20 protein-coding genes and 3 tRNA genes are annotated in these 23,781 nt (G+C 60.2%); 12 read left to right on the top strand and 11 right to left on the bottom strand.

Annotation, left to right across the window (positions count from 1 at the left end):
• Positions 1–11: 11 nt before the first annotated feature.
• The 8 genes from DDD63_RS04915 to DDD63_RS04880 all read left to right on the top strand — a co-directional run bounded on the left by DDD63_RS04915 (position 12) and on the right by DDD63_RS04880 (position 8,297).
• Positions 12–815, top strand: coding sequence for an IclR family transcriptional regulator (locus DDD63_RS04915; protein WP_108715430.1), 804 nt, complete (start codon positions 12–14; stop codon positions 813–815).
• A gap of 197 nt (positions 816–1,012) precedes the next feature.
• The gene (locus DDD63_RS04910) at positions 1,013–1,843 is read left to right on the top strand and encodes a glycosyltransferase family 4 protein (protein ID WP_276308101.1); all 831 of its coding nucleotides are present in this window, start codon (positions 1,013–1,015) and stop codon (positions 1,841–1,843) included.
• Positions 1,732–2,088 (top strand): glycosyltransferase family 4 protein, encoded by a 357-nt coding sequence (locus DDD63_RS13115; RefSeq protein WP_276308092.1) that lies wholly within the window; start codon positions 1,732–1,734, stop codon positions 2,086–2,088. The genes DDD63_RS04910 and DDD63_RS13115 overlap by 112 nt, the downstream gene beginning before the upstream one ends.
• 460 nt (positions 2,089–2,548) lie before the next feature.
• Positions 2,549–3,379 (top strand): DMT family transporter, encoded by an 831-nt coding sequence (locus tag DDD63_RS04900; protein WP_108715428.1) that lies wholly within the window; start codon positions 2,549–2,551, stop codon positions 3,377–3,379.
• A gap of 92 nt (positions 3,380–3,471) precedes the next feature.
• Positions 3,472–4,311 carry an LD-carboxypeptidase gene (locus DDD63_RS04895; RefSeq protein ID WP_108715427.1) on the top strand — a complete coding sequence of 280 codons (840 nt, stop codon included), beginning with the start codon at positions 3,472–3,474 and terminating at the stop codon, positions 4,309–4,311.
• Positions 4,312–4,570: 259 nt separating this feature from the next.
• Positions 4,571–5,905 (top strand): ABC transporter substrate-binding protein, encoded by a 1,335-nt coding sequence (locus DDD63_RS04890; RefSeq protein ID WP_108715426.1) that lies wholly within the window; start codon positions 4,571–4,573, stop codon positions 5,903–5,905.
• Positions 5,906–5,922: 17 nt separating this feature from the next.
• Positions 5,923–7,266 (top strand): sugar ABC transporter permease, encoded by a 1,344-nt coding sequence (locus tag DDD63_RS04885; protein WP_108715425.1) that lies wholly within the window; start codon positions 5,923–5,925, stop codon positions 7,264–7,266.
• Positions 7,263–8,297, top strand: coding sequence for a carbohydrate ABC transporter permease (locus tag DDD63_RS04880; protein WP_108715424.1), 1,035 nt, complete (start codon positions 7,263–7,265; stop codon positions 8,295–8,297). Before DDD63_RS04885 ends, DDD63_RS04880 begins: the two co-directional genes overlap by 4 nt.
• Before the next feature lie 67 nt (positions 8,298–8,364).
• On the opposite strand, the gene DDD63_RS04875 is transcribed toward DDD63_RS04880, so the two are convergent.
• The 7 genes from DDD63_RS04875 to DDD63_RS04845 form a co-directional block, all read right to left on the bottom strand.
• A tRNA-Glu gene (locus tag DDD63_RS04875) sits at positions 8,365–8,440 on the bottom strand.
• Positions 8,441–8,520: 80 nt separating this feature from the next.
• Positions 8,521–8,593 (bottom strand) — tRNA-Glu (locus DDD63_RS04870).
• Between the two features lie 52 nt (positions 8,594–8,645).
• Positions 8,646–8,720 (bottom strand) — tRNA-Gln (locus DDD63_RS04865).
• Positions 8,721–8,908: 188 nt separating this feature from the next.
• Positions 8,909–9,985 carry a hypothetical protein gene (locus tag DDD63_RS04860; RefSeq protein WP_108715423.1) on the bottom strand — a complete coding sequence of 359 codons (1,077 nt, stop codon included), beginning with the start codon at positions 9,983–9,985 and terminating at the stop codon, positions 8,909–8,911.
• A gap of 7 nt (positions 9,986–9,992) precedes the next feature.
• Positions 9,993–11,501, bottom strand: a complete 1,509-nt coding sequence (gltX, locus tag DDD63_RS04855) for a glutamate--tRNA ligase (RefSeq protein WP_108715422.1) — start codon at positions 11,499–11,501, stop codon at positions 9,993–9,995.
• A gap of 59 nt (positions 11,502–11,560) precedes the next feature.
• The gene (locus tag DDD63_RS04850) at positions 11,561–12,535 is read right to left on the bottom strand and encodes a hypothetical protein (RefSeq protein ID WP_108715421.1); all 975 of its coding nucleotides are present in this window, start codon (positions 12,533–12,535) and stop codon (positions 11,561–11,563) included.
• Complete coding sequence (locus DDD63_RS04845) at positions 12,532–13,218, bottom strand: DUF6318 family protein (protein WP_125482440.1); 687 nt, start codon at positions 13,216–13,218, stop codon at positions 12,532–12,534. Before DDD63_RS04845 ends, DDD63_RS04850 begins: the two co-directional genes overlap by 4 nt.
• Before the next feature lie 244 nt (positions 13,219–13,462).
• On the opposite strand from DDD63_RS04845, the gene DDD63_RS04840 reads away from it, so the two are divergent.
• A complete protein-coding gene (locus DDD63_RS04840; protein ID WP_108716654.1) occupies positions 13,463–14,632 on the top strand; it encodes an aminotransferase class I/II-fold pyridoxal phosphate-dependent enzyme in 1,170 nt (389 codons plus the stop codon).
• A 34-nt stretch (positions 14,633–14,666) separates the two neighbouring features.
• On the opposite strand, the gene DDD63_RS04835 is transcribed toward DDD63_RS04840, so the two are convergent.
• Positions 14,667–15,434, bottom strand: coding sequence for a fumarylacetoacetate hydrolase family protein (locus DDD63_RS04835; protein WP_108715419.1), 768 nt, complete (start codon positions 15,432–15,434; stop codon positions 14,667–14,669).
• A gap of 198 nt (positions 15,435–15,632) precedes the next feature.
• On the opposite strand from DDD63_RS04835, the gene DDD63_RS04830 reads away from it, so the two are divergent.
• From DDD63_RS04830 to DDD63_RS04820, 3 genes are all read left to right on the top strand, one after another.
• Entirely contained in the window at positions 15,633–16,592 is a 960-nt protein-coding gene (locus DDD63_RS04830; RefSeq protein WP_108715418.1) for an ABC transporter ATP-binding protein, read from the top strand.
• Positions 16,589–18,199, top strand: coding sequence for a hypothetical protein (locus DDD63_RS04825; protein ID WP_125482439.1), 1,611 nt, complete (start codon positions 16,589–16,591; stop codon positions 18,197–18,199). The genes DDD63_RS04830 and DDD63_RS04825 overlap by 4 nt, the downstream gene beginning before the upstream one ends.
• A 321-nt stretch (positions 18,200–18,520) precedes the next feature.
• Positions 18,521–19,234, top strand: a complete 714-nt coding sequence (locus DDD63_RS04820; RefSeq protein ID WP_164505461.1) for a TetR/AcrR family transcriptional regulator — start codon at positions 18,521–18,523, stop codon at positions 19,232–19,234.
• Positions 19,235–19,415: 181 nt separating this feature from the next.
• Here the strand turns inward: DDD63_RS04820 and DDD63_RS04815 are convergent, their stop codons facing one another.
• Genes DDD63_RS04815 through DDD63_RS04805 form a run of 3 tightly spaced genes read right to left on the bottom strand, consistent with a single transcriptional unit; the run spans position 19,416 to position 23,741 of the window.
• Positions 19,416–20,567 carry an acyl-CoA dehydrogenase family protein gene (locus tag DDD63_RS04815; RefSeq protein WP_108715415.1) on the bottom strand — a complete coding sequence of 384 codons (1,152 nt, stop codon included), beginning with the start codon at positions 20,565–20,567 and terminating at the stop codon, positions 19,416–19,418.
• A gap of 60 nt (positions 20,568–20,627) precedes the next feature.
• On the bottom strand, positions 20,628–22,022 hold the full coding sequence (locus DDD63_RS04810; RefSeq protein ID WP_205647326.1) for an MFS transporter: 1,395 nt from the start codon (positions 22,020–22,022) through the stop codon (positions 20,628–20,630).
• A 39-nt stretch (positions 22,023–22,061) separates the two neighbouring features.
• Positions 22,062–23,741, bottom strand: coding sequence for an AMP-binding protein (locus tag DDD63_RS04805; protein ID WP_108715413.1), 1,680 nt, complete (start codon positions 23,739–23,741; stop codon positions 22,062–22,064).
• Positions 23,742–23,781: the final 40 nt, after the last annotated feature.

Raw genomic sequence — 23,781 nt, 5'->3', positions numbered from 1 at the left:
AATATCAGAGCATGGACAGTTCGAAACCGTCATCCAATTCTGCGGTCGATGGTGACCTCAAGGCAGGCGCGGCCGAAGGAAGCGGCGTCGGTGTACTTGACAAAGCTGCCTCCGTACTCAGTGCACTTGAGTCGGGTCCGCAGACCTTGGCGCAGCTCGTCACCGCAACCCATCTGGCACGACCGACAGCGCATCGCCTCGCGGTAGCACTGGAGTATCACCGCATGGTGGCTCGCGACATGCAGGGACGATTCGTCCTCGGTCCCCGCCTGGCCGAGCTGGCATCAGCAGCTGGTGAGGACCGCCTTCTGGCTGCTGCCGGCCCGATACTCACGGCATTGCGCGATCACACCGGCGAATCGGCGCAGTTATTCCGGCATCAAGGCGAACAACGGGTGTGTGTAGCCGCAGCCGAACGCGCCATGGGCTTACGTGATTCCATCCCGGTAGGTGCAACGTTGTCCATGAAGGCAGGTTCGGCCGCGCAGGTGCTGCTGGCCTGGGAGGAGCCGGACCGTTTACACCGGGGCCTGCACGGAGCAAGCTACACCGCCACCAATCTGTCAGCCGTACGACGTCGTGGCTGGGCGCAGTCCGTTGGCGAACGCGAACCCGGAGTTGCCTCCATCTCCGCACCCGTGCGCGGACCATCCGGCCGAGTCATCGCCGCCGTCTCGATATCCGGCCCAATTGAGCGAATGGGTCGCCAGCCGGGGCGCCAACATGCGGCTGCCGTGGTCACTGCCGCGAATCGTCTCAGCGATGTCCTGCAGACCACGGAAGGCCTTGAAATGCCCGACGAGGACCACGACTGACGAGACGCTCGTCACCCGATCCGCCCCGCTGAGCTACAGCGCGACGGGGTGTCGCTTTGTGATCGCTCGCCGCCGTGATTGATCGCCACTGACCACATCCGGTGGGATATGCCGTGGCTCGACGTCGCCCTGGCATACGATATAAGGATGAGAAAAACCCTTCTGGTCACCAATGACTTTCCGCCCGCAAAGGCGGGATCCAGACGTACCTTGAAGGCTTTGCTCGGCTACTCGATCCCGAGCAGTTCGTCGTCTATTGTTCCAGCCCGCCCGGCGGAGGCGCCGAAGAATACGACGGCGCCCAGCCGTGGCGCACCTACCGTTACCCCGGCACCATGATGCTCCCCACACCGCGGGTGCGGCGCGAAATGCAGCGCATTATCCGCGAGCATTCGGTGGACAACGTCTGGTTCGGAGCGTCAACGCCGCTGGGAATCATGGGCGAGGCCGCCCGAGACGCCGGAGCCACGCATATTATCGCGACCACGCACGGACATGAAATCGGTTGGTCCATGCTGCCCGGAGCACGCCAATTTCTGCGCCGCATCCTCACTCATGCCGATACCGTCACCTATCTCACCGAGGCAACCCTGCGCCGTTTACGCGGCTGCCTGGGCGATGTCCACCGCGTGCGCCTACCCGGTGGAATCGACCCCGAGGCTTTTGCATTCTCCGCCACCTGGCGCACTGCTCTGCGTGAGCGCTATGGGATTGCCGATGACGCGCCCGTCGTGGTGTGCATCTCCCGCCTGGTCGAGCGCAAAGGGCAGGACACACTCATCGCGGCTTGGCCGCAGGTATGCGCCCGCTTCCCGAGAGCACAGCTGGTCATCGTCGGAAAAGGTCCCTACGAGGCTCGTCTGCGGGAGCTCGCTGCCACCTCTCCTGCCGCGGATGCCATTACCTTCACCGGGAGGTGCCTTACGAGGAACTTGCTGCCCACTACAGTTTGGGAGATATCTTCGCCATGCCGTGCCGCACACGTGGCGGGGGCTTGGACATCGAAGGACTCGGAATTGTGTATCTAGAGGCCTACGCCGCCGGACTTCCCGCGATCAGCGGAGATTCCGGCGGTGCTCCCGAGGCTGTTCTTCCCGGAAAAACAGGCCTGGTTGCTTCCGGCCATAGTGTCGAGGCCAGCATCGCCGCTCTGTGTTATCTACTTGAAGACCCGGATCGCGCCAAGGCGATGGGCCGCGCCGGTAAGGAGTGGTTGGATCAGGCTTGGCGCTGGGATATCCTCGCTCGCCCCTTACTGGAAGAGCTCTCGTGACTCGTCTCTTGCGAGCCGCCATCGGAAAAGTCAGCCGTCGCACCGCTAACTAGCCCGCTGTTAATTCGCCACCAGGAGGAGGCCACAGGGTCATGATCGCAATTCTTATCTTCACGATTGCCGCAGGTTGCGCGCTGCCCATTCAGACGGCAATGAATTCTCGGCTCCGCGCCGGATTCTCTCAGTCCGATGACGCGAGGGCTGTGCCAAACGGCGATGGCCGCGAACTCATGCCTGTCACTGGATCTTCGGCTGAAGACGGAGCAATCACCGCGGACGGAGCAAGCGCTCCCGGTGAGTCCATGCCCTCCGGCGGGGCTTTCCCCTCGGGCCCATCCGCCCCCTCCGACCGCGCGGTCCCTCGTGGCGACGGGGCAAGCCGGCTTTTGTCCGGAGGTCCCCCTCCGCCCGACGGGCGAGCCTGCAGGCCGCAGTCGGCGCTGCCCTTGTCGCCTTCATCGTGGGCTCGCTGACGCTCGCGCTCGTCGCCCTAGTTCGTGGTCTTCCCCTCACGGTCGCACCGCATACGCCGCTATGGGCTTTCTCCGGCGGCCTGCTCGGTGCCACCGCACTTGTCGCGCTGATACTGCTTTTCCCCCACATTGGCGCCGCCGGTTCGGTCATCCTGCCGCTAATTGGGAAGATCGCAGCTGGCGTCCTCATAGATTCTCAAGGTTGGTTCGAATCCCTGGTACGCGCAATGTCGCTGCCACGCCTCCTCGGCGTCCTCGCGGTGCTGCTCGGCATTTACCTCGCGATTATCGGGCCGACGCAAGGGTGGCACCGACGTCGCGTCGGCGATAAGGCGTCCACTCGCACCGGCGAAACGACACTCACCTCCAAAGCACGCAGCACAATCACACCTGTTTATTTTCTACTCGGAGCAGGCGTCGGCGTGCTGTCCGCCGTGCAAACAGCGGTTAATGGCCGCCTCACCGTGGCCATGGGATCGTCGATCTCATCGGGCCTGGTCTCCTACTCCACCTCCACGGTTTTCCTTCTCCTGCTGCTGATTGCACTGCGCTGGCGGCCACGCCGGATACCGCTTACGCCATGGTGGATGTGGTTGGGAGGCCCGCTCGGCGCCGCATTCGTAGTGGGCCTGGCCAGTGCAGCTCCGGTTATCGGCACCGGACCGGCGATCCTTGTCGCGCTGTGCGGCCAGATCACCGCCTCGGTTGCCATAGACCACTTCGGCTGGTTCAGCACGAAAGTCTCCCCACTCACTGTGGAGAGGCTCTGTGGTGCCGCACTGGTAGCCGTAGGCATGTGGGCCTACTCCTTGCTGTGATCGAGCGGTTGCCGGATTCGACGTCGCCAACATTGACCATTCGCCATTCCTTGCGCTGAACGCCACGCAGCCCGAGCCGGTAGCATAAGAGCATGCGTCGTCTTGCTATGACGTCATGTTCCGATCCGTTGTTCCCCTGGGCCGACGAACATTTGCCGACTCTCAGTTCGGCGCTCGCCGCAGCGGGTTATCATCTCGACGCACGCGCCGTCGTGAATGCCGCCGCCACGCAGCCCGCCGAACGCTGGGATCCGCAGTTGCGCGCCGACCTGCTCAACGCTGCCTATGCCGACGAGCAGGCTGTCGGCATCGTCGATATCTCCGGCGGAAATCTGGCCAACGAGGTCCTGCCCTACCTCGATTGGCCCCTCATCTCCAGCCATCCGAAGCCACTGATCGGTTACTCCGATCTTAGTTGTGTGCTCGGCGCCATCTCGGCTCGAACCGGCCAACATACCGTCTTGTGGAATCTCCTGGCCGGACTGCGCCGTGGCTTTGACCCCTTGAACCATGTACTCAACGCGGTGATATGCCGTCCGGACCGAGTGATAACCGAACCGGGCATCACCGCTTCGGAAGTTTTACGACTTCCATGGACGGGAGGGAATCTACGCTGCTTTCTGAAACTAGCGGGTACACCTTACTGGCCCGATGTCACCGGCAGCGTGTTCCTCATCGAGTCTCTCGGCCCTTCCTTGCGAAGTATCGTCGGCTATCTCGCCCAGCATAGCCAGGCGGGAACCTTCCACAAGGTGCGGGCCGTCGCCGTCGGACAGCTCACCCGTATCGACGAAGCCGGACAACGGGCCACGGCACTGGAGATTATCCGCCATTATGCGCCCGGCATACCGGTTGTGGAGGTGCCCGACGTCGGGCATTCCCCAGATTGCGCAGCGGTTACTCTCGGCACCGGTATCCCCTCCCACCCCTGATTCCAGCACTGCGGTACGCCGGTGCTGCCACCTCAACCACACACCATTGCCGCAACTGCTGCGGCACACCTCCCGCCTACCCGGCTTCTTCCTACCCGCTCAGCTTCTCCCTACCCGCTGCCGAGGCGAGACCTCCGCCCCAGCGATACCAGTGCACGCACCTCGCTGAGCAGCACAAACATCCAAGTACTTGAAAGTGCGCCACATCACACCTATTGTGAGTAGTGAGTTGCTCGCCGAAAACACCTCAGGAGGAAACATGCAACGATGCAGCTCAGCGCTCGCGATACTCGCCAGCGCCGCATTAGTACTAACAGCTTGTTCCGGGAGTGACACCGAGAACACCACAACGGACTCCAGCGGCCCCACAGTCAATGTCGAGGATCTGGATCTGCCGGATCTCTCCGGCCAAACCCTCAATGTCGCCGCAGACTGGTCCGGCGCAGAGCAGGAGAACTTCGAGGCCGTTCTCGACGAATTCGAGAGGCAAACAGGAGCGGAGACTGTCTACACATCGCTGGGCAACAACGTCGCCACAACACTCGGTACTCAGATCGAGGGTGGAAAGCCGCCAAATGTGGCGTTGATTCCACAACCCGGGCTCATGACGCAGCTAGCCCAAGACGGTTCGATCTCCCCGCTCGCGGATGATGTCCTTGAGGAAGTACAGGCCAACTATTCGGATACGTGGCTCGACCTCGGTACCGTCGACGGCACCTCATATGGAGTCTGGTTCAAGGCCGCCAACAAATCGACCATCTGGTACAACGTCGCCGCCTACGAGGATGCTGGAGTCGACATTCCCAAGAGCTGGGACGACTTCACCACGACCCTGCAGACGGTTTCCGACTCGGGTGTTCCCGGCCTCGTTGTCGGAGCCGACGTCGGATGGCCGTTGACGGACTGGTTTGAAAACGTCTATCTACGTACTGCCGGTCCCGAAATGTACGACCAGCTGGCCAACCATGAGATTCCTTGGACCGATGAATCGGTGAAGGAGGCGTTGACCATTCTCGGCGAGCTTTGGGGCAATGATGACATTGTTCTGGCCGGCGGATCACAGCGCACATTCCCGGATTCTGTCACCGCAGTTTTCCGCGATACCCCGGAGGGCGCGACTGTCTACGAGGGCGACTTCGTCGCCGGTAACATCACCGACCAGACGAACGCCGTCGTCGGTGAGGACGCAAACTTCTATCCGTTCCCGTCTATCGACGACTCCCCACAGTCCGTTATGGGAGCCGGAAATGTCGCCGTCGCCTTCGACGACGGCGAGGGCACACAGGCACTGATGAAGTACCTGGCGTCCCCAACCGCTGCGAATATTTGGATTGCCAAGGGTGGGTTCACGTCACCGAACCAAAACGCTGACATGGCTCTTTACCCCGATGACACCTCACGAGACATCGCTCAGCAACTGGTAGACGCGGAAGTCTTCCGCTTCGATCTCTCCGACCTCACACCCACGGCCTTCGGTGGGACCGAAGGCCAGGGCTTCTGGGCTGAAATGATTACCTTCTACCAGAACCCATCCGACGTTGACGGAACCGCGCAACGCCTTGAGGAAGCGGCCGTCAGCGCCTACGGCGGATAAGGGAGTCGCGCACCGCCATGAGCGTGAAAGCACACACTACGACGCAGGAGCGCGTCGGCCAGTTGCGGGGGCGCAAACCCCGCAAGGTGGATGACCCGCGCCTGCTCCTTGCCATCCTATTGGGGCCGGCGCTCCTCATACTCGTGGTGATGGTCGTCTATCCGATCATCTACTCGGTGTGGCGTTCACTTTTCGACGACGCCGGTACCTTCGTCGGCCTGGAGAATTACGCAACGATGTTTCGCCGTAGTTCCACGTTCACGGCGGTGCGCAACAATCTCATATGGGTTGTTGTCGCGCCGATCATATGTACGGTGCTAGGCCTCATCTTCGCCGTGCTGATGGATAAGGTGCGCTGGAAAACAGCGTTCAAACTGGTGATCTTCATGCCGATGGCGATCTCCATGCTTGCATCGGGTGTCGTATGGCGGGCAGCTTTCTCACCGGATCCGAATAAGGGCCTTGTGAATGCGATCCTCGTCCATGCCAAGAATGTATTCGATGACTCCACCACCTATCCGAACGCCCGCCCACGCGACGACCAAAGCATCAGCCGTACCTCCAGTGGCGATGTCACAACCGATGGTCACTACCGCGCAGGCGATGTCGCTCTGTTCCCTCTCGTAGGTATCAATCAAGACAGCGTTGCGGATGCGGAGGAAGCGGTAGCCGCCCAGGCGAACGACAATGCCATCATCGGGACCGTGTGGTTGGACTTCGTCAAGGGCGGAGGAGGCGAAATTGGTCAGATCGATGGTGGCAAACGCGGCCTGCGAGGAATCCAGGTGGAAGCAATTGCTGCCGATGGCAGTGTCGCCGCAACTGCCACAACCGAGGAGGACGGAACCTTCATCTTGGATGTTCCCGGTGGCCAGGAGTTCACGGTTAGTCTGCCGGCAGTCAACTTCTCCGCCGCGCCTAGCGGTGTGAATTGGCTTGGGCCATCACTGATCACACCGGTTATCATCCTCGCCTTCATCTGGATTTGGGCAGGCTTTTCGATGGTGATGATCGCGTCCGGACTCTCGGCGGTCGATCGTTCACTCATGGAAGCCGCACGCACGGACGGTGCCAACGAATGGCAGGTGTTCCGGCACATCACCGTTCCGCAACTGATGCCGGTGCTCTCCGTTGTACTGGTTACCCTCATGATCAATGTGTTGAAGATCTTCGACTTGGTCTATGTGATCTCTCCGGGTGAGTCGAAACCGGCTTCTAACGTGGTGGCGGTTCAGATGTGGACCGAGTACGGCGCGCGTAATTTCGGGATGGGTTCCACTCTGGCAGTTTTCCTGCTGCTTATGGTCCTCCCCTTCATGATTATCAACATCCGTAACTTCCGCCGAGGTGGTCTGTCATGAGTGCAAAGCATGCCTATAACGCGGCTACGCCTCCCAGTAGCGCCGCGGATCGCGGGAATGGTGCCGCGGCCGCGCAGGTGGACTCGGATGCGAGCGAGCAATCGCGCACAATTGTGGAAGGCACCCGCATCGTCACCTCAGCGCACGCCACCGTGCAACCCGTCTCACTGCACCACAAAGGGCGCAGCATTGCTTCGCGCCTCGTCGGATTCATAAACCGCGGGGCCGTCAATGTTGTTCTCATCATTGTGGCCGTCATGTGGATGCTGCCCACCTTCGGTCTCCTCGTCTCTTCCTTGCGCACGAATACTGCCTCGGAACAGTCGGGGTGGTGGACCGCATTTGGTGACCTGTCGCAGTTGACACTGGATAACTACGCGCGGCGCCTCTCGTCACCCTCCTTTGCCAGAGCGCTGCTCAACACGGTTCTGATCGTTGTTCCCTCGACCTTCCTCGTTGTCGCGCTTGGTGCAATGGCAGGGTACGCGCTAGCGTGGATCCGGTTTCGTGGCCGCGATTGGGTGCTGGTTGCAACCGTTGCCCTGATGGCCGTGCCGCTGCAGGTCTCCTTCATCCCGCTGGCACGGCTCTTCCGCGACATGCATATCTTCGGTACGCGTTGGGCGGTCATTCTCTTCCATACCGCTTTCGGGCTGCCTTTCGCGGTCTACCTCTTACGCAACTTCTTCCGCCAGATTCCCGCCGAAATGCTTGAGGCGGCACGGATCGACGGCGCCAATGAGCTCTACATCTTCGGACGGATCTGTTTGCCACTGGCGCTTCCTTCGATCGCTTCGCTGACGATCTTTCAGTTCCTCTGGTCCTGGAATGACATGTTGGTGGCACTGATATTCGCCGGCGCGAACGACGCACCGATCACGGTCGAGCTACAGAAATCACTGCGCAACTTCTCCGCCAACATCGACCTGCTCTCATCGGGCGCTTTCCTGTCGATGCTCGTTCCTCTGCTCGTCTTCTTCGCCTTCCAGCGCTACTTTGTGAACGCACTTATGGCCGGATCGACGAAATAGGTGTGTGAGTGCGCGACGAGAATCGGGCCGGGCCTCGGGAGCTGCATCTGTGCGCCGTCGAATACTGTGGTACTCCCAGCCGGATTTGAACCGGCGTTACCGCCGTGAGAGGGCGGTGTCCTAGGCCGCTAGACGATGGGAGCCTAAACACCTGAGCCTAGTGCCCGCCGGGTTTGCCGCCGGTCACGAGCGCAGGTGTGGGCTGACCGGATAGGCCAGCTCGTACTCCTAGCCGGATTTGAACCGGCGTTACCGCCGTGAGAGGGCGGTGTCCTAGGCCGCTAGACGATAGGAGCTCGCGTCAACTTTGCGGGAAGTCCCGCGTGGCCCAGGCAGTGCCAGGACCGTTGGCTGGGGTACCAGGACTCGAACCTAGAATGGCTGAACCAGAATCAGCTGTGTTGCCAATTACACCATACCCCAAGGGTTCTACCGCCTTTCAGCGGCGCCAGAAGAATAGGCTACCCGATCAGAGCGCGAGGAGCAAAGCGCTGGCTCGTGGAACACGTCACGCCTTCGATTCACTCGCCCTGTTCTCGCTGTCTGCGTGCCGAACTTCGCTCCAGCATTCCTAGCAGCTACCACACCATTAGGTCATTGCCAGCCGCGCGTCAATCTTTGGCAGCGATAGCTGCTTCTCGTTCCGCGTCAAGCCACAGCACCTGTCCCGGAACCCACCCCGTCATCATCGTCCACGCCGGGCCGCCCAATCGCTCCTGGTCCAGAGGCAATGGTGCATATTGGCTGCGCAGCGCGGCACCTATTGCAAGATGTACCCCGTCATAGTCCCGCGCCGCCGAGTACCAGTCCACGGTATAGGCCTGGCCCGGCACATCGCCTTGCCATCCGTATCTCAGCACATCGCTATCGATTAAGCGGGCGGGGTATCGTTCCACTAGGTCCACCCAGTGCTCCGGACCTTCAACATCGTAGACCCTACCCTGGCCACCGGGAGCTTCCCCGTAGCGCAGCGAGGCCGGGTCGGCCTCGTCGCTGTCATCTCCAAAGGCCAGATACGTGCAGGGTACGTCCGCCAGACCCGCGGGGATACGCCGATAACTCTCAAACGCGGGAAGTATCAATTGGCTCGACGGCCACCACAGGGCGCCACTAATTGTGGGATACGGCGAACTGGCACTGCGGCGCTGCGGGTCGAGATCCGACTCGGATGTGCGGTACCACGGATATTCGGATGGCTGGTAGCGCTCACTCCACCAGGCCAGCTCCGGGCGTGCCAGCACCGCCGTGATCACGTCATCGAGGCGGTGACGAAGCTCTTCACCAAGAACTTCATCGACCGCAGCGACTTGTTCGGCCTCACCGAAGCCGTAGGTCACCGTGGCAGCTGTCAACGCGGCGACGGCGGCCCTGGCGATGGGTTTGCCGGCTCGCAGCGCTGCAGTGCACCGGGACGCTGTTTCACGCACCGCCGCAACGTAGTCAGTCGGCTCAAGGAAGGGATGCCCCATGACGAAGGCCAGTGAATTCGCCGTGAGATCCCCCTCCTCGTCCTGCAGCGCGTCGGCAAAGTGATAGCACCATGTCCGCGCGAGGATACCGGGGCGTGGTGTTGCGCGCGGCAACCGCGCACTGAGCGCCGCCGGCATGTTCGCCGCCTGCGCGGGTTCATGTTGCAGGCGGCGTCGGAAGCGATATCCGCCGAGTCGTAGGCCTGCACGGATTCCCATGCTTCGCCTAACGAACGATTCTCGTAAGAAGCTGTTCGATGCGGGTCAGCGCTTCTGCCTTGCCCAAGATGGCGATTGAATCGACGACCGGGATCGAGACATTCGTTCCGGTCATCGCCACGAACAGTGGGCCGTATGCGAGACGAGGCTTGATTCCCAGCCTGTCGACAAGTTCGGCATCCAGCGCGGGCTTGATCGCCTCCGGGGTGAAGTCCTCCAGTCCACGTAGTACGTCCGCCGCGGCTCGCAAAGCATCCGGCGCAGAGTCCTTTAGCTTGCCGATAGCTTTTTCGTTGTATGTCAGGTCGACGGCGTTGACGAAGAGGAAGCGGAGCAGTTCGCCTACTTCCCCGAGCAGCTGCATTCGGGTCTGCGCGAGGGGTGCAGCGGCGTCGAGCCTGGCGCGTTGTTCATCCGTCAACTCGTCATAGGCGGATGTGGCAACAACCCCTGCCTGCTGGAGGTAGGGAACGAGGCGTGCCGTGTAATCAGCAAGGTCCAACTGTCGAATATGCTCCGCGTTGATCGCCACGCATTTCTTGTCGTCGAAACGGGCGGGGTTTGGATTGACGTCGCTAATGTCGAACGCGGCCACCATTTCATCCTTTGAGAAGATGTCGTGGTCAGGCGCGATGGACCACCCGAGAAGACCGAGATAGTTGAGCAGACCTTCCGGTATGATCCCGCGTTCACGATGCAGGAGAAGATTCGATTCTGGATCACGCTTAGAAAGTTTCCGGTTCCCCTCTCCCATGACGTAGGGCAAATGGCCAAAGCGTGGAGTGAATTTGGCGATGCCAAGCTCTTCCAGCGCCAGGTACATGACGATTTGTCGCGGTGTGGATGACAGCAGATCCTCACCGCGCAGGACATGCGTGATTTCCATCATTGCGTCGTCGACCGGGTTGGTCAGCGTATAGAGCGGGTCTCCCCCGGCGCGAACAATTACGTAGTCCGGGACCGAACCGGCCTTGAAGGTGATCTCGCCCCGGACGAGGTCGGTGAACGTGATGTCTTCATCGGGCATACGCATGCGCAGAACCGGTTGCCGACCTTCGGCGCGATACGCGTCTTTTTGCTCTTGGGTGAGAGTGCGGTCATATCCGTCGTAGCCGAGCTTCGGATCGCGCCCAGCGTCTCGGTGCCGTTTCTCGACCTCCTCCGGTGTGGAGAAGGATTCGTATGCATAACCGCCCGCCAGGAGTTTGGCGGCGACGTCGGCATAGATTCCGGTGCGCTCCGACTGCCGGTAGGGACCGTGCGGACCGCCGACACCAACACCCTCATCCCAGTCGAGTCCCATCCACTGCAGCGAGTCAATGATGGCGTTGAAAGACTCTTCCGAGTCGCGGGCGGCATCGGTGTCCTCGATGCGGAACACGAAGGTGCCGCCTACGTGCCTGGCATATGCGTAGTTGAACAGGCAGGTGCGCACCATTCCAACATGAGGAGTTCCAGTGGGAGATGGACAGAAGCGAACGCGGATATCGGAACCCGCAGCAGTTGTAGTAGCCATGATGATCCAAGGTTATCGCGTGCACCACGGTGACGCCGAATACGCGCATACGCCGCGCATTACCTGTCGAGCACCGCCTCCGCTTCCCGCACCGTGAAAGGATCGCTGGTCGCTGTGCCGGTGGCGTTTCCCGTTATCGGGTAGGTCACGCCTCCCACCGTGAAGCTCGCCTGCCAGGTCACTTCCAGCCGCACCGATACGTCCGACGACGCGGTCAAATAGGTGTAGGTCACTGTACCGTCGGGCCAGCTTCCTCCAGGTGTGCTCGTGGTGAAGGGCTCCGTGCCATCACCGGGATCCCAGCGAAAGCTCACCGGATCCAGGTGCACGGTGACGTTCTGCCCAAGTACAACGAGTTGTTCGTCGTGTGCGGCAGCGTCAGTCGAATAGTAGACCGGTTTGTTGACATACACCCAGCTTCGTGCCGGTGAGAGTTGTACCGCTCCCGCATCCGTGATCAGACGTTGGACGTCCTCAATGGTTATCAACGTCGAAGGGTCAATCGAGGTGCCGCCCGGTGTCTGCCCGTCTTCCACCGCAGCGTCCACTGCGGGAACTGGCGCCGACGCGGTTTGTGCCGGAGTGCCGAAGGGAACCCACGCCGTTCCTATGGTGCCCGCGGCCAGCGCAGAGGAATGCACGCATCCCATGGCATCCGCACGAATCACCTTGACGAAACCCGTGGGGCAGGTCGGCGCAATCGGAGTTGAACTTCGGCGTGCTGCCGCCGCTCGCGTCGTCGCCTGCCAACGTTCTTTTGCGCTTGTCCAGTTCGTAGCCCATGATGCATTTCCGGCCACAGGATTCGACTGCCGAGTTACGGAGCCATGCGGCTTCGCAGCGGCGGCCCCTCCGGTGCTCGCCGGGGTAACGGGACGATTACCTGCGGTCGACACGGACGATCCCCAGCCCTTGCCCGAAATCTCTACATTGGGGCCGCCCGCAGCACCTCCCCACTCGAAGTCGTCATTAGTGCCCGCGAGAAGCAGTGGGACAAGAAGAATGGAAAAGAGCAGACCAAATCGAGTGGTCATGTGCCCGTCCCAAACTGCGAGGCCTCCACAATGTCAAACGATGAGATCATCCACTCCCCATTTTGATGCAGCCCGAAAATCAACGCATAGTCGCCATCCTCGTATGTTCTGACACCACCATCAGGCTCGTGCCTAACGGCATCCGTTCGACGCACAAGGAAATCCACCCGGTAGTAGTTCGGATCGTCATCGCTGATCCAGACCTGAGCATCCGCTACGTCAACCGCCGCATCTGCCCAGCCCCCGTCAGCTGTCAAGGACTCAACATCACCCGCCACAGACGCACAAAACTCGCATTCCTCTAGTGACATTGCGTTCCACTCAGTCAAGTCGCCTGTGAGATACGCGTACAGGTATAACTCCAAGAAGTACTGCGCCGCTGCGTCTGCGCCGACCTCGTCGGCACGATCCATTTCCGGCGGACGCTCAGGAGGATCCACTTCCGGCGCATCGGGTACCCTGCCAGCCCCGCCGCCCTCCCCGGACTCGGTCGCAGCGCCCGCACTGGCTACCGTCACATCCGATGAAGCGCCGCTCGGCTCGGCCTCATCGGCTCGACCACAACTTCCAAGCAGGGCACAGATGAGGAAGGCAATGAACGCCGACACAATGCCACGCCAGCCCGGCACCGTGATTCGCTCGCCAGCACGCTCTCTGCGCTTCTTCACCTGTTTCCCGCTCATAACCAGAGGCTACCTGCGCTACAAGTACCGCGCACCGGGAATACACATCCTGTGGATAACCTTGAACGGCACGCTGACGCCGCCACCAAATCGCGACTACACGTCCACCGCGCACCTGAACACGATCAACCTCATGGCTGACGCCATCACCAAATCGCCGCACCCTCCACGCGCGTACGGCCCCGGGCACTTCGACCTCTCCACCGCACTCATCCCCCACTCCCAAAACATTAGACTGGGAGGCATGGCAAATGACTTCGACTCCCCGACCATCGACACGCTTACGTCGTACGCGTCGCAAAAGTGGACAAAATACCCGGGCACAATCGGCGCCTGGATTGCTGAGATGGACTTCGGCATAGCAAACGAGGTGCGCGACTTTATCATCGCCGAGGCACAGCGCGGAACCATGGGTTACCTGACAGACGAGGATCGCTCGCGTAGCCTCACGGCAACATCGCGCTGGCTCTCCCGTTTCGGCTGGGAGCCTGAACCCGAGCGAATGCTCCTCGTGCCCGAAGTTCTTGAAGCCATGCGCCAAACAATCAAGCATTTCACCCGCCCCGGAAGCGCGGTTATCATCCCCACCCCGGCCTACATGCCCTTCCTGACCATCCCGGGCGAGTTCGGCCGTGAGGCCATCCAAGTCCCGGCCATTCACGACGGCAACACCTGGCACCTCGATATCGCGGGAATAGAGCGCGCCTTCTCGGCCGGAGCGGGCCTTCTTGTGCTCTGCAACCCGTGGAACCCAACCGGGCGTTGCCTCACTCGTGAAGAACTGGAGGCGGTCTGCGCCGTCGTCGCCAAACATGACGGTTACGTTTTTGAAGACGCCGTTCACGCTTCGTTGATTCTGGACGACGACGCCACCTACATACCCTACGCAACCATCAACGACGCGGCGGCTGCCCACAGCATCACCTCTGTCGCCGCCTCGAAGGGCTGGAATATCCCCGGCCTCAAATGCGCCCAGATGGTCTTCAATAACCCGTCCCACTGGCAGCGATTCAAGCCGATCTCCTACCCCGTCACCGAGCCGACTAGCACTTTGGGCGCCCGCGCTGCAGCGGTGTGCTACATGGAAGCACAGGCGTGGAATGACGAGGTCCGCGCCTACTTGGCCAGCAATCGCGACTTGCTGGAGGAACGGGTTGTCACCTGGGAAGGAGTCGAAGTAGCCCACGCGGAAGGCACCTACATATCCTTCCTCGAGTTCACCGACCTGGCCAGCAGCGGGCGTTTCGGGCGCCGTTCCCCCGCAACCTTCATCCGAGAGGAGGCACGAGTTGCCCTGACCGAGGGCTTGTTGAGCGGACGCGACTATGCCACATTCGCCCGCTTGGCCTTCGCAACGCCACGCCCGATTCTCACGGAACTACTTGATCGCATTGAGAGTGCGCTTTATCGGTAGATGCAGATGACGCGGCGCGCCTAGTGCCTGGTGCCTAGTCCTGCCGAACAACGGGATTGCGCAGAATGCCTATTCCTTCGCATTCCACCTCTACGCTTTGCCCCGCCTCAATCTGACCGTCGCCCGCCGGTGTGCCGGTGAGGATAATGTCGCCGGGTAGCAGGGTGAACAGCGTCGACAGGTAGGAAACCAACTCCGGAATTGAGTACGCGAGCTCGCTCGTCCGCCCTGCACGGCGTTGCTCGCCGTTCACCCGCGAAACGAGCTGCACATCCGAAGGATCAAGAGATGTGTCAATGATCGGCCCTACCGGGCAGGCCGTGTCGAAGGTCTTTGCGCGGGTCAGCGATTCAAGCCGTGCCGTCACATCATTGGCAACCGTGTACCCGAAGATCGCCTCCGCCGCGCGGTTCACCGGAACATCCTTGCTCACCCGTCCGATCACGACGGCGAGTTCCACTTCATGATCGACCTGGGGCGCCCAGCTCGGCAAAACAATCGGATCGTTCGGTCCGATCACCGCGGTGTTGGGCTTCAAGAAAACGAGCAGATCGTCAAGTGTCGGACGGTCACGGTCTGCGACCGACATACCCGGTGCCGGATAAGTCCCCGCCACTCCGACTACCTTCGACCGTGGAAGCATGGGGGCGACAAGGCGAGCATCCTGCTCCGCTATCCGCTGACCGGTCGGCTCAAACTTCCCGAACATAGGATCATCGGCGAGAACCAGATATTGGGCGTTCTCCTCGTCGAGAACGGCGTAGCGTGGGCCTTGCTCAAGGCTGAGTCGTGCGATCTTCATGCCCCAAGCCTAGCCCTCATTTACGCTCCACCGATACAGCACCGGAAAAGCCGCTTACGACAGATCAAGCGGAGATCGGCCCCGCGCATACGTTGACCGTGACCGCGGGGCAAATCTGCTCGCATATGTTGACCGTGACCCTGGGTCACATGATGAGATAGTGACAAAAGGGATTAACTCGACCAAAAGGAGTTACTCGTGGGTCACCCAATTGAAGCACATGGGCTGGTTAAGCACTTCGGGTCTCTCGCCGCACTGGACCGGCTTGATCTCACCGTCGAAGCGGGGAGCGTGCACGGCTTTCTCGGACCTAACGGTTCTGGTAAGTCCACTACCATTCGCGCCCTACTCGGCCTGTATCACCTTGACGGAGGCCATATGCGTGTTCTCGGTCAGAACCCGGCCACCGACGCCGCCACTATTAACCGCAGCGTCGCGTACGTTCCCGGAGAAGTTTCCCTCTGGCCCGCATTTTCCGGTCAACAGGTACTCGATGCCATCGCTGGACTGCGGGGAGTACGTGACGTGGCACGCGAACGCGAACTCATCGAACGCTTCGCCCTCGATCCCACGAAGCGTGTACGTACCTATTCCACCGGAAACCGGCGCAAGGTCGTTCTGGTCGCCGCCTTCGCCGCCCCTGTCGATGTGCTCTTACTCGACGAGCCAACAAGCGGCCTCGACCCCTTGATGGAGAACATATTCCGGCAATGCGTGCAGGAGGTACGGCAGGCGGGTAAGACGGTTCTCCTGTCAAGCCATATTCTCAGCGAAGTGCAGGAACTCTGTACGGATGTGACGATTATTCGCGACGGAAAAACCGTGGAAGCTGGCCCTCTTGATCACCTGCGGCACCTGGCGGCACGGCAGATTCGCCTCTCTGGCCCACCCGCCCAGTTAGCACAGTTTGAACGTGGACTTGCCGCATTGCGGGAAGAACTCGCTACCTCTTCCTCTGATCGGGCCACGCCGGTAGTCTCGCTGCCCATTGGCGCGGCCACATCTGACGGCGACGACGGCCTCGTCGTCGAAGCGTCCGGCAGTGTCGTCCCCCGCGTCCTTGAACTCGCGGTCAAATCCGGGCTGGCCGATATCACCTGTACCCCGGCCAGTCTCGAGGACCTATTTCTGCGCCATTATCAGGCGGTGGCGCGATGAGCACTCCAATGCGTCCAAATGGACAGGCGACGCAGTATCAAATTCGCCGCCTAGTATTCATCGGGCTACGAAGCAGATTCTTGGCGCTCCTCGCCTGGCTAGGCGGACTGACCGTTCTCATTATCGCCGTACCGCCCGTATATGCCTCCTTCTTTGACGACGCTTCCGAGCTGCAGGGCATAATGGGAATCCTGACTGACTCCAATTCCATCGGTCTCTTTTTCGGCCCGATCTCCGATCCCCTCACTATCGGCAGCCTATTCCAATGGCAGCTGGGAGCCTACGCAATGATATTGACCGCAGTTGCGGCAATTGTTCTGACGAACGGACGTCGGGAGGAGGACGGCGGTATCCGTGAACTCATACAAACCACAGGCGTGCCGACCCGAAAACTGATCGCCGCTCAGATACTCATTGCCATCATTCCCATGGTGCTTTTTGCCGCCTTGATAACAGGACTCCTGGTTGCAGAAAGCCTTTTCGTCGCTGACTTTTCCCCGGCAGGAAGTATCGTCATGGGTGTGGCGCTGCTGCTGGCGGGTTTGACCTATGCAGCGATTGCCTTGGTTCTAGAGCAGCTGTTGCCACAGGTACCCGCTCGTCGTGTTGCCCTGGCTTCAGTATTGCTCGGTTACGCCCTGCGAGTGGCAGCCGACGCCACGGGACAAATGTGGATACGCTGGATCACCCCGCTCGGTTGGAAGGACATTCTCGCCCCATATAGCAAGAACCTGCTAGGCGCCGCACTTCCTATGCTCGCCATCGTCATAGCCCTTTTTGTGCTGGCACAGCAACTGTTCCTGCATCGTGAACTGCACGGAGCCTTCCTCCAGCCACGAAGTGCCAGTGCGGCGCGTCTGCGCGTCTCTTCCTCGCTCTCGCTGACCACACGCCTCGCACGCGGATCGATTGTCTCATGGACCGCCGTCATTCTTCTTCTCGCGATGCTCTTCGGCACCATGTCGACCACGGTCCTTGACCTTGCTGAGACTTCTGGCTATGGCGACATCCTCTCCGCGATGACGGATTCGACGAGTTCCACCGCGCAGTTTGTGACTGCGGCGACGATGTTTCTCGCCATCATCATTTCCATCGCGGGCACAACGTTGATCGGCACCGCCACAGCCGCAGAAACAGCGGGTTTGGCCGATATCGAACTCAGCACCGGAGTGAGCAGGATCCGTTTCTTCGGTGCGCGCGTCGCGGTGGCATTTCTAACGGCGAGCGCACTGGTCTTCGCCTGCGCTGCCGTACTTGCCGCCGGCACCGCCACTGAACTTGACGCTACCGCAGCTCGCCAAACAGCCCTTATGAGCGTCAGCCAGCTGCCCGGAATCTACGCTGCACTGGGTATCGGTGCCGCACTTTACGGCTTCGCGCGGCGACTGATGCCGCTGGTGTGGGCGGCTATTGCCTGGTCGGCATTCGTCTCCTGGTTCGGAGGCCTATTGCACCTGCCTCGCTGGGTACTTCGGCTCAGTCTGTTCGACTATGCCACGGACCGGGATCCCAATTGGGCCGCGTTGACCTTGCTACTGCTCATCGCCGTTATGGGTATCACGCTCGGCCTCGCGCTGCTGCGGCGTCGTGATATTACTACAGCCTGAACACTGTAATCATCTCGCCAGCCTTCATCCCCACCCTCATGCGCATGGGCGTGACCTAAACGGGCATCCCAGCTCCCTTTGCCTAACGCCCGGAGCCGTGCCTCTACCGGCAGCACTCGCCACAGCTGGCTGCGAAGGTAAGATGCGCCCCAGGCAGGCACATGACCACGCCTGCCCGGGCACTCACGCCCCGGGCAGGCACTTAGGTCCAAGGGCGCCATCGTATCCGGGAGCTACCCTGACTGTATCTATAATGACTCTAGAACAGGTGAGCACCTGCCTACGGTGCAAGGCAAGCGGTTGGCAGATAGGAACACTACAGTGGCCAAGGCGTCCATAACCGAAGAGAGCTTGGAAAGCGAAACCGGGCAAACGCCCCCGGTGCGGCGCGATCCTGAGCGCACGCAGCGCGAGATCTTACACGTCGCCGTCACCGAGTTTTCGCGCCATGGTTTCAATGGCGCACGAATTGACGAGATAGCCCGTCAGACCCGCACCTCCAAGCGAATGATTTACTATTACTTCGGCAGCAAGCAGGGGCTCTACGTCGAAGCCCTACGCCAGGCCTACCAGATGGTACGCCAGTTAGAGTTGAACCTTGATCTGGACAGCCTCGAGCCAGTCGCTGCCTTGCGCGAACTTGTCCGGTCGTCGCTGACGTACTTTGAAAACAATCCCGACAACGTCCGCATCATCGCCTCCGAGAATCTGCTCCTCAATGGGGCCATGGAGCACTCGGACCCAGGTTTTTTTGAGCTCAATCGCTCCGCCGTCGATGTCGTCGAATCGATTCTGGCACGCGGCCGTGCCAGCGGCGTATTTCGTAGCGGTCCGGATGCGCCCTCCGCCCTCGATGTCCATCAAGTTCTGTCGGCTCTCGCGCTGAATAGGACTGAGCATCAGAAGTCGTTCAAGGCGATCTTCGGCCGCGACATGCTGGGGCCCGACGCAGGCCCACATGTCCGCGAGCTTATCGAGGAGACTGTACTGCGTCTTGTACTTGCCGACGCCGACCAAGCGCGTGTCACGTCGTGAGTCCTCTGCGCAGGCACCGCCTCTGCACTCTCTCATAGCCAGTCCGTCCGCGAACCCGCCCTCCGCTCCAAATCCGGATATGCGATTCCACTGCGACCGCCTATTCAAAGCCGGATGTTCCCCGGCTACCGTCACGTGCCAGCAAGTCAACTGGCACATATGACGCCGGGAACCCGTCGCATTAGATCTGCTTCTCGTACTCCTTCTTCAGCTGCCGGGCGATCACTATGGACTGAATCTGGTTCGTTCCCTCCATAATCTGGAAGATCTTGGCATCGCGCATGATCTTCTCCACCGGATACTGCTTGGTGTACCCGTTACCGCCCATCACCTGCACAGCATCAGAAGCGACCTCCTGCAGGCAATCGGTGACGAACTGCTTGGTGATCGCCCCTTCCTTCTGCACGCGGTAGTCGTTGTCGATCAACCGCATGGTGTGCTGTACCAAGGCACGGCAGGCCTCCGTCTTCGCGGACATTCGCGCGAGCAGATCCTGCACCATCTGGAACTCCATAATCGGCTTGCCGAACTGTTGCCGCTGCAGGGAGTACTTCCCTGCTTCATCGAGGGCGCGCTGCATCATGCCAACCGCGATGGTGGCCATGAAGGCGCGGGACACATCAAGACCGGCCATAGCGATCTTGAACCCCTCCCCTTCCTTACCGACAAGGTGGTCAGCGGGGATACGCACATCATTGAGGATGAGGTCGCAGGTGTTGGAAGTGCGCAGGCCCATCTTATCCTCATGCTCACCGGCCGAAACACCCTCCCGATCCGCCTCCACGAGGAAGGTGGAGATACCGTGTGCACCGGCGTCGGGATCCGTCTTGGCCGATATCAGGTAGACGTTTGCAATGGCACCATTGGTGATCCAGCACTTCTGTCCATTGAGAACATACTCGTCGCCGTCGCGCACAGCCGTGGTGCGAATGCTTGCCGCATCAGACCCGGCACCGGGCTCGGTGATGGCGAAACACCCGAGGCCGCCGTCGCGGATCTTGTCGGCGAATAATTCCGCCTGCTCTTTCGTTCCGGCAAGCAACACGTTCCTGAAGGCCACAAATGTGGACACGAGTGTAATGGCGTAGCCGGCATCCACCTTGCCCAATTCTTCAAAGACCATGGCGCCTGTTTGGAAGTCGACACCGGAGCCGCCATACTCCTCCGGGATCTCCAACATATGGAATCCCATCTCGAAGGCCGACTGGAAATCCGAGAGCTCACAGCGACTCTCCCGGTCACGCTCAGCCACCGATGGCGCAACTTCACGCCATACGAACTCCCGGATCGCCTCTACGAGGAGCTCTTGCTCCTCAGTCATAATCTGTGCCATAAAGGGACCTTTCTGTGTTTATTCCGCGACGGCGGCACCGCCAGCGGTAGACCTGAACGGTTAACCGATCAGGCGGGTACTGACTTTCGCCAGGTTCTCTTGGCGAAGCAACTGATATTCCTCCTCATCCATCGGAACGGCTCCAGGCACGCCGAGCTGGTCGGCCTGCATACGCGAAGTCTCCGGGGACAGATAGGTGGCGATAGCGGACATAATGGTGATGGCCAACGTCAGCCCACCGACGACGGCGACAATCTTCCCATACGAGGTACCCGGGCCCACTAACGCGACGAAAACAATCGACATTAGCGATGAAACCGTCGTTCCAAGATTCTGTGCAATCGCCATGCCGGTGACCCGTGTTGAAGTGGGGAACTGTTCCGGATAGAAGGAGGGGAACACTGCGTTATAGCCCTGGTAGAGCATTCCCCACATGAGGATGGCGATCACCACGGTAAGTGCAACAGAGTCGATTGAGATCGCCCACAAATACACAAAGGAAAGCAGACCCGCACCCAGCGATCCGCCGATAATCACCGGACGGCGCCCGAGCTTGTCAGACAGGGATGCCACGTGCGGAATCACAAGGACAGCAACAACATTGCCGACCACGGGGATCCAGAGGTAAACATCCGCATGCCAACCGATACCGTAGTCCTCCTGGGTGGCGTAGGAGGCTCCGAACACCGTCGCCGTCACCGGGATGATATTCATCAGCGCCATAACGAACACCCGCGCCAGCGCGCCCGGGGATTCCCGGAATACCGTGCGAATCGGCGGAATATCCACCGCCGTACTCTTCTTACTCTCCACGGTTTTCAAACGCACACGGAATCCAAAGATTACAAACAGCGCGGAGAGAATGAAGGGCACCCGCCAACCAATCGTTTCAAAGGAGTGATCGGACATGAAGGCAGAAAGCGGGATGAAGATCAACGCGGCAAAGATCTGCCCGGCCTGAGCCCCCTGCAAGGTCACCGAGGAGCGGCGGCCGCGCAAGCCAATCGGCGTCTGCTCCATGATGAGTGTCGATGATCCCGATAGCTCGCCTGCCACACCGAACCCCTGCATCAGGCGGAAGAACACCAGCAGTGCAGGGGCCGCGATGCCAATTTGTTCGTAGCTGGGCAGTAGACCAACGCCGAAGGTGGAGATGCCCATCAGCGTCATAGTGAGTATGAGCGTTTTGCGACGCCCGATAATGTCACCGAGAGCACCGAGCACGAATGCGCCTATGGGGCGGGCAATGTATCCAACACCGAAGGTGCCCAGAGAGTAGATGATTGACAGTGAGCTACTCGAAACCGGGAAGAAAACCTGCGGAAAGACGATAGCTGCCGCCTGCGTATAGATGAAGAAGTCGTAAAACTCGAGTACCGAACCGACGGCACCAGAGCGCATCGCGCGAATACCCGCGTCGGGTCGGCGGGAGCTCGCCGTCACTTTTTCGCTCACAGTCATCCCCCTTTGATTGTCGAAACCTTTATCAGCTTCTCACTCGTGATGCTGCGTCACCGCAGTGATCCGTGATCTGCCAACGGTATCCTTCTCGAGTCCAGCGTACTGGTTTCGTAGCGTTCGCTTGCTTATCTTTCCAGTCCCTGTTAGCGGGAATTCTGACAAGTTCTCCACGTATTCCGGAGTTTTAAATCGGGCCACTCCGCGGCTCTTGAACCATGCCCGCATATCATCCACAGTGAGCGGCTCATCCTTCGGGATCACGCAGGCACAAACCCGCTCTCCCATCACCGAATCCGGCACGCCGATAACGGACACTCCGAGAACTCCCGGCATCGCGTCAATGATCCGCTCCACCTCCAATGCGGAGATGTTCTCGCCGCCGCGCAAGATGATGTCCTTGCGCCGTCCGGTAATGCGAATGTACCGCTGCTCGTCCATCACGCACAGGTCGCCCGAGTAGTACCAGCCCTCGTCATCCAGCACCCGGCGCGTTGCTGCCCGATCACCCAGATACCCAACGAAGACATTCGGCCCCCTGCTCGCCTCCTCGCCTTCGACCCCGATGGGCAGTGTTTCGTGCGTGTCGGGGTTCACCACCCTTATCTCCACACCCGGTACAGCCCGACCATCAGTTGTTAGATGACGATCCGGAGCGTCATTCTGCCTACTCATGGTGTGAGGCGCGGACTCAGTCGAACCGTAAACGGAAATGAGCCTGACGCCGAAACCTTCAGCTGCATCTAATAGGCTCTTGGGAATGGGTGCACCCCCACAGAACATACAGTCCAGACTACCCAATGGATTATTCAGTGTCTCCGCTGCACACAGAATGCGGTCAACGATCGTGGGTGTCCCCATACCGCGGGTCACCTGGAACTTGTCGATCATTGCCACGCATTCCTCACCCCGTACTCGGTCCACCATAATGGACGAGCCACGGACCATAATCGGTGTCAGCATGCCGTGCATGAAGCCGGTCGCATGGGCGAGTGATGCGGGCATGAGCATATGCTCACCCATGCGAAAACCGCCCGCCAGAATAAAGGCGCTCTCCGAGGACAGTAGATTCCGATGGGTCAGAAGAACACCTTTCGGCGCCGCCTCCGACCCCGAGGTGAAGAGAATGGCGGCTACCTCATCGGGTGCGCAGACTACGCTTTCCGCCAGGGGCTGCGCGTGTGCGATCTCCTCCATGAGATCAAGCACCGGCACTTCGTTGGTCGCAGCGGGTACTGGCGTGTTGCCACGTTGATTGACGAGTGCGCAACGCACAGTCGCACGCCCACAGGCACGTTCAATGAGGGAGTTGTAGGATCTGTCGCGAATCTCGGAGGCAGTGATATAAATCGCCGCCTGAGTCTTATCCAGAATGTAGCTGAGTTCCGAGCATCCATAGTTCGGTAACACCGGAGTTACCGTCACACCGATTTTGAATGCCGCCATGGCGCAGATGAAGAACTCACAGCAATTCGGCATTTGGATGGCCAGTACGTCACCCCGTCGCATACCGTGCGCTAACAGGACCGTTGCCAACCGTCTGGCCGCGTCATCCACTTGACGGTACGTCATTTCAAAACCGGGACCGCAGGCATCGGCAACAGCAAGTTGGTCGGGAACAGCCGCCACAGCCTCATCCCAATAATCAGCAATCGCTGGGTGGCGAAGTTCAGGAAGCGCTTCCCCAAATCCAACCGCTAGGTGTGCACTACTCATAGCAACCTTCTTTACGGTGGGCGGCGCGCTAAGCACGCCG

This window comes from Actinobaculum sp. 313 (assembly GCF_003073475.1).
Lineage (GTDB): Bacteria > Actinomycetota > Actinomycetes > Actinomycetales > Actinomycetaceae > Asp313.
The sequence above is the reverse complement of the archived record's forward strand: the minus strand, read 5'-3'. Positions and strand labels throughout refer to the sequence as shown.

Bases quoted from the DNA above. Each gene is read 5' to 3' on its own strand.
- DDD63_RS04915 (WP_108715430.1), top strand. From the start codon at position 12: ATGGACAGTTCGAAACCGTCATCCAATTCTGCGGTCGATGGTGACCTC.
- DDD63_RS04895 (WP_108715427.1), top strand. From the start codon at position 3,472: ATGCGTCGTCTTGCTATGACGTCATGTTCCGATCCGTTGTTCCCCTGG.
- DDD63_RS04890 (WP_108715426.1), top strand. From the start codon at position 4,571: ATGCAACGATGCAGCTCAGCGCTCGCGATACTCGCCAGCGCCGCATTA.
- DDD63_RS04885 (WP_108715425.1), top strand. From the start codon at position 5,923: ATGAGCGTGAAAGCACACACTACGACGCAGGAGCGCGTCGGCCAGTTG.
- DDD63_RS04880 (WP_108715424.1), top strand. From the start codon at position 7,263: ATGAGTGCAAAGCATGCCTATAACGCGGCTACGCCTCCCAGTAGCGCC.
- DDD63_RS04860 (WP_108715423.1), bottom strand. From the start codon at position 9,985: ATGGGAATCCGTGCAGGCCTACGACTCGGCGGATATCGCTTCCGACGC.
- gltX (WP_108715422.1), bottom strand. From the start codon at position 11,501: ATGGCTACTACAACTGCTGCGGGTTCCGATATCCGCGTTCGCTTCTGT.
- DDD63_RS04850 (WP_108715421.1), bottom strand. From the start codon at position 12,535: ATGACCACTCGATTTGGTCTGCTCTTTTCCATTCTTCTTGTCCCACTG.
- DDD63_RS04845 (WP_125482440.1), bottom strand. From the start codon at position 13,218: ATGAGCGGGAAACAGGTGAAGAAGCGCAGAGAGCGTGCTGGCGAGCGA.
- DDD63_RS04840 (WP_108716654.1), top strand. From the start codon at position 13,463: ATGGCAAATGACTTCGACTCCCCGACCATCGACACGCTTACGTCGTAC.
- DDD63_RS04835 (WP_108715419.1), bottom strand. From the start codon at position 15,434: ATGAAGATCGCACGACTCAGCCTTGAGCAAGGCCCACGCTACGCCGTT.
- DDD63_RS04825 (WP_125482439.1), top strand. From the start codon at position 16,589: ATGAGCACTCCAATGCGTCCAAATGGACAGGCGACGCAGTATCAAATT.
- DDD63_RS04815 (WP_108715415.1), bottom strand. From the start codon at position 20,567: ATGGCACAGATTATGACTGAGGAGCAAGAGCTCCTCGTAGAGGCGATC.
- DDD63_RS04805 (WP_108715413.1), bottom strand. From the start codon at position 23,741: ATGAGTAGTGCACACCTAGCGGTTGGATTTGGGGAAGCGCTTCCTGAA.